Source organism: Rhodococcus sp. 4CII, assembly GCF_014256275.1.
Taxonomy (GTDB): domain Bacteria; phylum Actinomycetota; class Actinomycetes; order Mycobacteriales; family Mycobacteriaceae; genus Rhodococcus_F; species Rhodococcus_F wratislaviensis_A.
The window spans coordinates 1,505,524-1,517,216 of record NZ_JACCFE010000002.1 but is presented as its reverse complement, the minus strand read 5'-3'; the positions used below and the strand labels follow the sequence as shown (position 1 = coordinate 1,517,216).

Below are 11,693 nucleotides of genomic sequence, written 5' to 3'. Positions count from 1 at the left end.
AAAACCAACCTACGGTATGTTAGCTGGCTTTAAAACTGCCGCTGATCCTTTATTTATCTACTCGAGATGGGTGCATAAAAGGGTTCGGCAAAAGCAGTTTGTGACGCTTTCCGGGGTGAATGCTCAGGACTGTGGATTCGTAACGGGGTATGGTTGAACTTGATCGCCGAATTGCTGACGGGCGAACGATATTGCACTTGCAGGCTTAACGTGACGATGACGTCGGAGGGGGTGCCCGATGCCGTTCGTCATAGTCGAACGCAAAGAGACGTTGGTGGCCGGACTGGCCGTTCGCAGCCCGAAAAGGGCGCTCGGAAAGGCGCGCGACAGAGCCCTCGAAAAGACGTGGTCCACCCTTCTCGCGCAGAACGTCGACAGGCCGCTGGCCTCCGCCTATGTCGACCACGCTCCCGAGATCAATTCGTACTACACGCAAATCGTGGGCTATGAGTGCTCCTCGCTCGACCAGGTCGGACGTGGGCACCTGGTATCGCGGATCCCTGCGGGAACCTATGCGAAGTTCTCCTCGGTCGGAACCTTTCCGGACCTTTTCGACGCGCTCTGGGGGCAGATTCGTGATGCGGAGGAATCGCGGCAGATCGAACGATCCTTCACCGGCGACTTCGAGTTCTACCCGCACGCCTTCGGGATCGATTTGTACGTGGCGGTAGTGCCGCCCGCCACGAGGCAGGGGCCGCAATGAGTTTCGAGATCGTCAAGCGCGAGGCCACCGACTTCGGCGGCCTCATCCTGCCGCGCATGGAACTGGGTCCCACGGCGCACGCCACCGATCTGATGAAGTTCACACGCGAGCGGGTCCAGCAGCGTGGCGTCGGCGAACTGGCCACCGTCTACGTCGCGGTCCCGGATCTGGGGTGGACCGCGGTCATCGGGTACCGCTGCATCGACCTCGATCACCTCGAGATCGGCGACGTGCTGGTGCGTGTCCCGTCGGGATATTTCGCGAGGTTTACACCCGACGGGCGGTCGTCCGACCCGATCGAGGACGTGTGGATCCAGGCCGAGCTGGCCGAGAAGGAAGGGCGCATCGAGCGCGCCTACGCGGAGGAGATCGAGGTCTTCCGCGCTCCGAACAACGTCGAACTGTTCATTTCCCTCACGTAATTCCACGTCGACAATTACCGACCTGAAGTTTGTTTTCGTGCCCATTTGAGGCATCACAGGTGACAAATCCGGACTAAACGCGGAAAATGAGTAGCCGCGGGGCTGTGGCCGGGTGTTCGTGTGTCCAGTTCTTGGGGTCTTTACGTAACCCGTGAGTCCCCGGAATTGCCGCACCGACTCCGATGGGAAAGCCAATGCCAGTTGAACAGCTGTCGCGTCCGCAGATCGACGAGCGGTCGACCGAGACCATACTCGACCGAACACTGAGTGTGTGGGATCCCAGATCGGAGTGTCGCTTCGTCGTCGCCCGGCCGTCGGACGAACCCGTGCTGTGGGAAGAATATCTCGAGGGCGCCGTCACCGGCTACCGCAAGTACGGCGCCGAGAAGGCCCTCGAATACCGGCGGATACAGGACGGTGACACGACCGCGGCGTTCTTCGTCGCGATCGAACCGAACGGCTCCGTCGCGGCAGGCGTCCGAATTCAGGGACCCTACCTTTCCGCAGGTCAGGCACACGCGATCACGGAATGGGGCACCCACCCCGGCGCTCCCGCCGTGCGCCGGATGATCGAGGACAGGTTGCCGTTCGGCGTCGTGGAAGCGAAGGGTGCGTGGGTGTCGGACAGCGCGAGCCGCCGGGGTGAACTCGTCAGCGCACTGGGCCGATTCGCCACCTATTCGATGGATCTGCTCGACGTCCAGTTCATGCTCGCGACCGCGGCAGCCCATGTCCTGGAAACGTGGAGGTCCTCCGGCGGGGTGGTAGCCGACCACATTGCTCCCGTGCCGTACCCGGATGACCGCTACGAGACGCGGCTGATGTGGTGGGATCGGAGTAGGCGTCGGGGCCGCGCCGAATCCTTGCAGTTGGCCCAACTGTTACTCACGACGTCCCGACCGACGCCGTCGGCGGACACCGCGATGGTGATGGGAGGAAACGTCGTCCGGCCGATGCGGAGCGTCTCGTGAACGAATCCCGCGGTGACTACACCGCACTGCTGCTCGACGAGGACCACTCCGGGGACGCGGCGGTACTGGACCGTCTCCGCCGCGACCCCGCGGTGGTCTTCGTCGATCGACTCGAACACCAGCGGGACTCGCTTCGCACCCTCGTTCCCACGCCTGCTCCCGACGTGCTGGACGAGGCGCCGGTGTGGGTCTACTACTCGTGGCGGCGCACCGTGGTGCGTCTGCTCGGTCCTGCGGCGTTCCGGCTGCTGCGGCTGGACCGCAATCGCAACAAGGTCACCAGACAGGAGCAGGAGCGACTACGGGACGTCACCGTCGGGATCGTCGGCCTGAGCGTGGGGCACGCGGTTGCGCTGGCCCTCACCCTGGAGGGGGCGTGCGGTGGTCTGCGGCTCGCGGACTTCGACACCCTCGAACTGTCCAATCTGAACCGGGTTCCCGGAACCGTTCTGGACCTCGGCGTGAACAAGGCGGTGGTGGCTGCCCGCCGGATCGCGGAGATCGACCCCTACGTCACTGTGATGTTGTGGGAGGACGGGCTGAACGTCGAGTCGGCCGCGGAATTCCTGGACGGCACGGATGTCGTGGTCGACGAGTGCGACTCTCTGGACGTGAAGGTGTCCCTGCGGAGGGAGGCCCGCCGACGGGGTCTGCCGGTGCTGATGGCCACCAGCGACAAGGGTCTGCTCGACGTCGAGCGATTCGACCTCGAACCGGATCGCCCGATCTTCCACGGGGTGATCGGCGACGTCGACGTGGAATCGCTCGCGGGTCTCGGCTCACGGGACAAGATTCCCCTGGTCCTTCAGATTCTCGATGCCGCGCAGTTGTCGGCGACGATGGCCGCGTCATTGGTCGAGGTGGACGAAACCATCTCCACCTGGCCGCAGCTCGGGGGCGAGGTGCTGCTCGGCGGGGCGGAGGTCGCGGCGGCGGTGCGGCGCATCGCGCTCGGACAGCCGCTCGCGTCGGGCCGGTGCCGCATGGACGTCGACGGGCACCTCGATGCGCTCACCGATCCACCGATGCCGCTCGATCTGGCGGAGCCGCCGAGGGCACGCGCCGCGGACTCAGCGGTGTCGAACGACGCCGACACTGTCGTGAACGCCGCGACCCGTGCGCCTTCCGGTGGAAACGTCCAGCCCTGGACGATCACCGCGGACGGCGAGGGGGTGACCATCTCACTGGCGCCGGAGCACACGACGGCGATGGACGTCGAATATCGGGGCAGTTACGTCGCGCTCGGTGCGGCGCTGCACAACGCCCGGATCGCCGCGTCGGCCGCCGGCCTGCTCGGCGCCGTCACTGTTCAGGACACCGAACCGGGGCTGGCCGCCACCATGACGTTCGGCAGTGGGAGCGAGCAGGAACTCACGGACCGTTACGAGGCCATGCTCGACCGGACCACCAATCGCAGGCCGGGTGTGCCCCGGTCGCTGGACGACGCGCAGGCGGGACTTCTCGCGGAGGCGGCATCGCGCGAGGGCGCACGCCTCTGCCTGGTGACGGACCGGGACGACATCGCGGCGATCGGCGCCATTCTGGCGGAATCGGACCGCATCCGATTTCTCACGCCGACCCTGCATCGCGAAATGATCGGGGAGTTGCGGTGGCCGCCGACCGATTCGGTCGAGACCGGCATCGACGTCCGCGCACTGGAACTCGATTCCGCGGAATTGTCGACCCTCGCACTGCTGCGTCGGCCCGAGGTCATGGAACACCTCGGGGCGCAAGACGGTGGACGGGCGCTCGGCAAGTCCACCGCGGACCGGGTCGCGTCGAGTTCGGCGATCGCCGTCGTCGCGATCCCGGGGAACACCCCTCGGGACTACGTGCGGGGCGGGGAGGCCACCGAGAGTGTGTGGATCGAGGCCCAGGCGCTCGGGCTCGCCGTCCAGCCGATTTCACCGGTGTTTCTCTACGGTGTGGAACGGGCGGAACTCGAACAACTCTCACCACGGTATGCGGCACCATTGGAGAGGCTACGGCAGGAACTGTTCGACGTCGTCGGTGCGAAGGCGGGTGAGGCCCTCGCCCTGGTGCTGCGGCTCAGTCACGCTCCCGGTCCGTCGGTTCGCAGCGAGCGTCGCGCGGACAGGGTCCAACGGCGGATATCGTAAGGACAGGAGGGCCAGTGGATACCGACAAGCAAGTCGAGAAGCAGTCAGAGAAGCTCGAGACCCTGGTGACAACCGTGGCGTCCCGGCTCACCCCCGTCGATGCCGTCTCGTTCAAATCGGTGGCCACCCGTGTCCTGCAGGATCTCGTGGAGCATTTCGAGGTCGATACCAGTTTTCTCCGGTTCACCGATCACGAGATCGGGGCGACGGTGCTGATCGCGGAATACCCGCCGCGGCCGTTCATCCCCGACCCCGACCCGATCGGCGTCGTCTACTTCAAGGGCGCCGATTCGACCTTCGCCCGGATCGAGCACCAGAAGGAAGTGGCCATCATCCGGCCGGAGGTGTCCGGTCCGGACTACAACGAGCGGGTCCGCGAGGCATCCGGAGTTCCACAGGTGTCACTCGCGGCCGTTCCATTGCTGTCCGGTGAAACGACGACGGGCACACTCGGCTTCATCAAATTCGGCGACCGCGACTGGACGCCGCCGGAGGTCGACGTCCTCAAGGCGATCGCCGCCCTCCTCGCCCAGGTTCAGGCCCGGATCGTCGTCGAGGAGCAGTTGCGGTACTCGGCCGACCACGACTCGCTCACCGGGCTCAGCAACCGGCGCGCGCTGTACCACCACCTGGACACCCGGCTGGCGTCGTCGGAACCCGGACCGGTGGCCATCCTCTTTCTCGACCTGGACCGGCTGAAGCCTCTCAACGACTTCTTCGGGCACGGAGCCGGCGACGGATTCATCTCGACGATCGCGGAGAGACTTCGCGCGAGCAGCGCCCCTTCCGACCTCGTGGCGCGACTCGGCGGCGACGAATTCGTCCTCGTGCTCGGCGGGTCGGTCGGCCTCGCGGAGGCGGAGGTCCGCGCGCAGCGCATCCGGGACGTCGTCACCGAGCGGGTACGGCTCGGCCGCGAGGTCGTGAGCCGCAGCGTCAGTATCGGCGTCGCGGTGGGACATCCTGGCAAGGCCACCACGAGTTCGCTCCTCAGTCAGGCCGACCAGGCCGTCATGGTCGCGAAGACCAAGGGCGGGAATGCGATCAGCGTCTTCACGGACGAGATGCAGGAGGAGAGCGAGAAACGCAACATGATCGAGCTCAGTCTGCGTGCGGCCATCGCGGACGAATCGCTGTTCCTCGAGTACCAGCCAGAGGTCGACCTGCGGACCGGCCGGATCATCGGGGTGGAGGCCCTGGTGCGCTGGAATCACCCGCTGCTCGGGCTGCTGCAACCGGCATCGTTCATCGACGTCGCCGAGGCCACCAATGTGGCGGGGGACCTCGGACGCTGGGTGATTCGAAAGGCCTGCCGACAATGGGCCGACTGGCGCTCGCAGGTGCCCGCGCTCGATTTGGACCTCCGCGTCAACGTGTCGCCGGGGCAGCTGGCCGGTCTGGACTTTCTGGATGTCGTCGCGAATGCGTTGGCGGAATTCGACCTTCGGAAGGGTGCCCTGTGCCTGGAGATCACCGAGAACGCGGTGCTCAGTGACCTGACCTGGACGCGTGAGGCGCTCGAAGGGTTGCATGCGATGGACGTGGAGGTCGCGATCGACGACTTCGGCACCGGGTTCAGCTCGCTCAGCCACCTCAAGGCGCTGCCGGTGGGGACGCTGAAAATCGACAAGGGTTTCGTGATGAACCTGGACACCAATCCGGAGGATCGAGCGATCGTGAAATCGATCATCGGTCTCGCCGAATCTTTCGGCCTGGAATTGGTGGCGGAGGGCGTGGAGAACGTCGCGTCGGCACGACAGCTGATCGACATGGGATGTCATCGGGCTCAAGGATTTCTGTTCAGCCGCCCGGTGTCGGCGGAGAAGATCGGCGCCCTGCTGGTGGCCGGAACCATCGAGGTCGGTTTATAGGCGGCCGCGAGGCTGTAAATGTACCGAAAGTTTGGTTTTAAACGCGAATAATATTTAGAGGCATGTGATTGCAGCTATAACGGGCTCGGAGTATGTTTTTAGTATTCAACTCCGGCGCGATCAAATCGATGCGGCGGCGGGCGGGCTCCGAGCATGGGTTTGATCAATGTGCGAATGTGGAAGCGAATTCGAGGCACTGAGTGTGTCCGAGCGAACCCAGCTGCTCATCGGATCCCAATGCGCACATGGCCGTAGAGGGGCGGGGCTACCCACTGTCCCTGGCCGAGCCGTGCCCGAGAGCCCGTCTCCACGACCCTCCTGGGAGCGTTCGTATTCTCATGCAGCGGTGTGCAGCGATCTTCTCAGCGTCGTCGCTGCCGACCTCTTCGTCACCGTCGTCTACCGTCAGATCTCTCTCTGGACGTGGGGCGGCAGCCTCGCCGTCGCTTTCGCGGTTCCCGTGCTGGCGATGCTGTCCCTGGCGTTGGCGCACGCGTGGGATCCGCGCATACTCGGCAGCGGTTCCGAGGAGCTGCGCAGAGTGGGACGAGCGTACGTCTGGGTCATTGCGGTGATGGCTCTCGCCGGGTATGCCCTGGGGACCGCCAACGGGCAATCGTGGGTGTTCGGCGCGCTTCCCCTCGCAGCGGCGCTGACACTGCTCGGACGGTACATGCTGAGGCGGGAACTGCGCAGGCGCCGGAGGGCGGGAGGGAGTCTGCGCTCCGTCCTCGTCGCCGGTGAGATCGAGGAAGTGCTCGAACTGATCAAACGCACGCCGGACATTTCGCAAGCCGGGTGGCGGGTCGACGCCGTGTGCCTGGCCGATGTGGGACCGGGCGAACAGCTACCCCTTGCCGTCGACGACACTCCGGTGATCGGCACGGAGAAGGACATCGTCGGTATCACCAGGCTGCATTCCTTTCAGGCGATTGCGGTTCTCCCGTCGAGCGGCTGGACCCCCACCCGCACCGAGCGGTTGAGCTGGGAGCTGGAAGGTACCGGAACGGATCTGTTGATCGCGCCCGTGCTCATGGATGTCGTCGGACCGCGCCTGCACATCGCCCCCGTCGCCGGGGTCCCGCTGATGCAGCTGAGCGCGCCGACGTACTCGGGCCCCGCATGGGTGATCAAGAATGTCCTCGATCGGATCTTCGCTCTCCTTCTCGTCGTTGCCATCGCGCCGGTCCTGCTGCTGATCGCCGGTGCAATCCGCGCCAGCAGCCGTGGTCCCGCGCTGTTCACCCAGACCCGCGTCGGCCGCGACGGCGAACTGTTCACGATGTACAAGTTCCGCAGCATGGTGGTGGGTGCGGAGGGGCGCGCTTGCGAACTCGCCGCGCTCGACCAGGGCGCCGGCGTCCTGTTCAAGATCCGCGACGACCCGCGAGTGACCCGGGTGGGTAAGTTCATTCGCCGCTACTCGCTCGACGAGCTGCCACAGTTGTTCAACGTCGTCACGGGAAGCATGTCCCTCGTCGGTCCCCGTCCGCCGTTGGAATGCGAGGTGGCGCAGTACGGCGACGACGGCGCGCGGCGGCGGCTGTTCGTCAAGCCCGGCCTGACGGGGCTGTGGCAGGTGAGTGGCCGGAGCAATCTCAGCTGGGAGGAGTCGGTGCGTGCCGACCTGCACTACGTCGAGAACTGGACCTTCGCGCTCGATGTGCTCATCTTGTGGAAGACGATCCGGGCCGTGTTGAGGCCCGACGGTGCGTACTGAGGGCGGCACCCGGTTCCTGCCGGTGCGCAGGATCGGGCCGCGGCCGTGGTGACGGGGAACGTGCGGCCGCTGACGTCAGTCGCTGTCGCACCGGTCACGCCCGCGTCCGACTGATCCGGACCCCGGACCGTCCGTGTGCGATATCGACTAGGCTGGCTCAGTCCGCAACTGGCCGCCCGCCCCGGCCCGAGCTGTTCGCCGGCAGTTCGTCACCACTGCTCAGGAGTGCGTCGTTGTCTTCCCCGCTCATCGCTGCCGAGCCCTCGTCCGCCGACACCCCGCTCGCCGGTCTGGCGAAGATCGCACTGGGCGACGGCGTCGTCGCACAGGTGACCGAGGCGCTCGGGCGCCGTCATCTCGATGTCGTCGCCCCCGGACCGGCCCGGCCGTTCGTCGCCGCGGCCCTCGCCGAACGCACCCACCTGCTGCTGGTCACCGCGACCGGTCGTGAGGCCGACGACCTCACCGCCGAACTCCAGGAGATGATCGGCGACGCCGTGGCGCAGTTCCCGTCGTGGGAGACGCTGCCGCACGAGCGGCTCTCGCCGAGCGCCGACACGGTCGGTCGCCGGGTGGAGGTGCTCCGCCGACTCGCGCGGCCGGACGACCGCTCCTACGGCGCCCCGCTCCAGGTCATCGTCACCACCGTCCGTTCGCTGGTGCAGCCCATGGCCCCGGGCCTCGGGGAGATCGAGCCCGTCACGCTGCGCGTGGGTGTGGAGCACGACTTCGACGGTCTGATCCAGCGCCTCGTCGAAATGGCATACACCCGCGTCGACATGGTGGGCAAGCGCGGCGAGTTCGCCGTCCGCGGCGGCATTCTGGACCTGTTCTCGCCCACCGCGGATCATCCGGTGCGCGTCGAATTCTGGGGCGACGAGGTCACCGAGTTGCGTGCCTTCTCCGTGGCGGACCAGCGGTCGCTGCCCGAACTCGCGATCGACGCCGTGATCGCCCCGCCCTGCCGGGAACTGCTGCTCACCGAGGACGTCCGGGACCGCGCCGCGCAGCTCGCGGTCGACAACCAGGCCGACGCCGCGCTCGTCGAAATGCTCGACAAGATGTCGGCCGGCATCCCGGTCGAGGGCATGGAGGCACTGCTGCCCGTGTTGCGGCCGGGGCAACTTCAACTGCTCACCGACGTGCTGCCCGACGGCGCGCACGTGCTCCTGTGCGATCCGGAAAAGATCCGGACGCGCGCCACCGATCTGGTGCGCACCGGTCAGGAATTCCTCGAGGCGTCGTGGACGGCGGCGTCGATCGGCGGCGCCGCCCCACTCGACACGTCGGTGCTCGAGGGCGACGGCATCGACCTCGGCGCGTCCGCGTACCGCTCGCTCAGCCAGGTGCGGGAGTCCGCGGAGACGGCGGGACTGCCGTGGTGGACACTGAGCCCGCTCGCGTCCGGGAGCGGTGAGGAACTCGAGTTGGCGATCACGGCGGCGCCGCAGGTGCGCGGTTCCGACGACCTGTTGTCCGAACTGTTCGTGAGCCTGCGGGCACATGTGACCACCGGCGGCCGCGCGGTCGTCGTGGTCGCGGGCGCCGGCACCGCGCTTCGAGTGCTGGAACGCCTGCGCGAAGCGGAAGTGCCCGCCGCCGAACTCGCACCCGGTTCCGAGCCGGTGCGCGGTCAGGTGGGAGTACTGCGCGGTTCGCTCCACGACGGTCTGGTGTTCCCCGGCGACGACTCCACGCCCGGACTCGTCGTCGTCACCGAAGCCGACCTCACCGGCAACCGGGTGGCCGCGGTCGGCGACGGCAAGCGGTTGCCGGCGAAGCGCCGCAACCAGGTGGACCCGCTGGCGCTCACGGCCGGCGACATGGTCGTGCACGACCAGCACGGCATCGGACGGTTCGTCGAGATGGTCGAACGGACCATCGGCGGCGCACGGCGCGAATACCTCGTGATCGAGTACGCCGCCAGCAAGCGCGGCCATCCCGGCGACCGGTTGTTCGTCCCGATGGAGTCGCTGGACCAGCTGTCGCGGTACGTCGGCGGCGAACTGCCCGCGCTCAGCAAGCTCGGCGGGTCAGACTGGGCCAATACGAAACGCAAGGCCCGCAAGGCGGTTCGTGAGATCGCCGGGGAACTCGTCCAGTTGTACGCCGCACGGCAGGCGGCGCCCGGTCACGCGTTCGGCCCGGATACCCCGTGGCAGAAGGAGATGGAGGACGCGTTCGCGTTCACCGAGACCCACGACCAGCTGACGGTCATCAGCGAGGTCAAAGCAGACATGGAAAAGGCGGTCCCGATGGACCGCGTCGTCATCGGCGATGTCGGCTACGGCAAGACGGAGATCGCGGTGCGGGCGGCGTTCAAGGCCGTGCAGGACGGCAAACAGGTGGCGGTCCTGGTGCCGACGACGCTCCTCGCGCAACAGCACCTGCAGACGTTCACCGAGCGCATGGCGGCGTTCCCGGTGAAGGTGCGCGGGCTCTCCCGCTTCACGGATGCGGGCGAATCCAAGGAGATCATCGCGGGCATGGCCGACGGCGAGATCGACGTGGTGGTCGGCACCCACCGGCTGCTGCAGACCGCGATCCGATGGAAGGATCTCGGTCTCGTGATCGTCGACGAGGAGCAGCGTTTCGGTGTGGAACACAAGGAGCACATCAAGGCGCTGCGTACCCACGTGGACGTGCTCACCATGTCGGCGACGCCGATCCCGCGAACGCTCGAGATGAGCATGGCGGGCATCCGGGAGATGTCCACGATCCTCACGCCGCCGGAGGAGCGGCACCCCATCCTCACCTACGTCGGCGCGTACGCCGACAAGCAGGTGGCCGCCGCCATCCGACGGGAGCTGCTTCGTGACGGGCAGGTGTTCTACGTCCACAACCGGGTCAGCTCCATCGACAAGGCGGCCCAGCGGATCCGCGAACTCGTGCCCGAGGCACGCGTGGTCGTGGCGCACGGGCAGATGAACGAGGACACCCTCGAACGGACTGTGCAGGGCTTCTGGGAACGCGACTACGACGTCCTGGTGTGTACCACCATCATCGAGACCGGCCTCGACATCTCCAACGCCAACACACTGATCGTCGAGCGCGCCGACTCCCTCGGCCTGTCGCAGCTGCATCAGCTGCGCGGCCGCGTGGGGCGTAGCCGCGAACGCGGGTACGCCTACTTTCTGTACCCGCCCGAGAAGCCGCTCACCGAGACGGCGTACGACCGCCTCGCCACCATTTCGCAGAACTCCGACCTCGGCGCCGGTATGGCGGTCGCGATGAAGGACCTCGAGATCCGTGGTGCCGGAAACGTGCTGGGAGCCGAGCAGTCCGGGCACGTGGCAGGTGTCGGGTTCGACCTGTACGTGCGACTGGTGGGTGAGGCCGTCGAGGCGTTCCGCGCGGCAGCGGACGGCAAGCCGATCACGACGGACGACGCCCCGAAGGAAGTGCGCATCGACCTTCCCGTCGACGCGCACATCCCGCCCGACTACGTCACCAGCGACCGGCTCCGTCTCGAGGGGTACCGCAAGCTCGCGGCCGCGACGGAACTCGATGGCATCACCGCCGTGGTGGACGAACTCGTCGACCGGTACGGACCGCTCCCCGAGGAGGTCCGGCGTCTGGTCTCGGTGGCCAAGCTGCGGCTGCTGGCCCGCGAGTACGGGCTCGAGGAGATCGCCGTCGTCGGGACGCAGCTGAAGATCTCGCCGATGGCACTGCCGGACTCGAAGCAGCTGCGTCTCAAGCGCATCTACCCGAGCGCCCAGTACCGTGCCACGACCGGAATGGTGCAGTTGCCGCTGCCCCGTTCGGGTTCCGGCGGAATCGGTGCGGAGCGGGTACGCGACGTGGAGCTGCTGCAGTACATCGCGGATTTCGTGCTCGCGCTGGACGGCAAGGCCGCCGGGTCCGTGGTGATGGAGGCCTGACC

At 66.7% G+C, this 11,693-nt stretch carries 7 protein-coding genes; all 7 read left to right on the top strand.

Going from position 1 to position 11,693, the window contains the following annotated elements; all coding sequences use genetic code 11:
- Positions 1 to 238 precede the first annotated feature (238 nt).
- The 7 genes from H0B43_RS07930 to mfd all read left to right on the top strand — a co-directional run bounded on the left by H0B43_RS07930 (position 239) and on the right by mfd (position 11,691).
- On the top strand, positions 239 to 703 hold the full coding sequence (locus tag H0B43_RS07930) for a GyrI-like domain-containing protein (protein WP_185728417.1): 465 nt from the start codon (positions 239 to 241) through the stop codon (positions 701 to 703).
- Positions 700 to 1,125, top strand: a complete 426-nt coding sequence (locus H0B43_RS07925) for a hypothetical protein (protein WP_185728418.1) — start codon at positions 700 to 702, stop codon at positions 1,123 to 1,125. Before H0B43_RS07930 ends, H0B43_RS07925 begins: the two co-directional genes overlap by 4 nt.
- A gap of 194 nt (positions 1,126 to 1,319) precedes the next feature.
- The gene (locus H0B43_RS07920) at positions 1,320 to 2,096 is read left to right on the top strand and encodes a hypothetical protein (protein WP_185728419.1); all 777 of its coding nucleotides are present in this window, start codon (positions 1,320 to 1,322) and stop codon (positions 2,094 to 2,096) included.
- Complete coding sequence (locus H0B43_RS07915; RefSeq protein ID WP_185728420.1) at positions 2,093 to 4,216, top strand: Rv1355c family protein; 2,124 nt, start codon at positions 2,093 to 2,095, stop codon at positions 4,214 to 4,216. Before H0B43_RS07920 ends, H0B43_RS07915 begins: the two co-directional genes overlap by 4 nt.
- A gap of 14 nt (positions 4,217 to 4,230) precedes the next feature.
- The gene (locus H0B43_RS07910) at positions 4,231 to 6,087 is read left to right on the top strand and encodes a bifunctional diguanylate cyclase/phosphodiesterase (protein ID WP_185728421.1); all 1,857 of its coding nucleotides are present in this window, start codon (positions 4,231 to 4,233) and stop codon (positions 6,085 to 6,087) included.
- A gap of 346 nt (positions 6,088 to 6,433) precedes the next feature.
- Positions 6,434 to 7,807 (top strand): sugar transferase, encoded by a 1,374-nt coding sequence (locus H0B43_RS07905; RefSeq protein WP_312033879.1) that lies wholly within the window; start codon positions 6,434 to 6,436, stop codon positions 7,805 to 7,807.
- Positions 7,808 to 8,040: 233 nt separating this feature from the next.
- Positions 8,041 to 11,691 (top strand): transcription-repair coupling factor, encoded by a 3,651-nt coding sequence (gene mfd / locus H0B43_RS07900; protein ID WP_185728423.1) that lies wholly within the window; start codon positions 8,041 to 8,043, stop codon positions 11,689 to 11,691.
- Positions 11,692 to 11,693 lie beyond the last annotated feature (2 nt).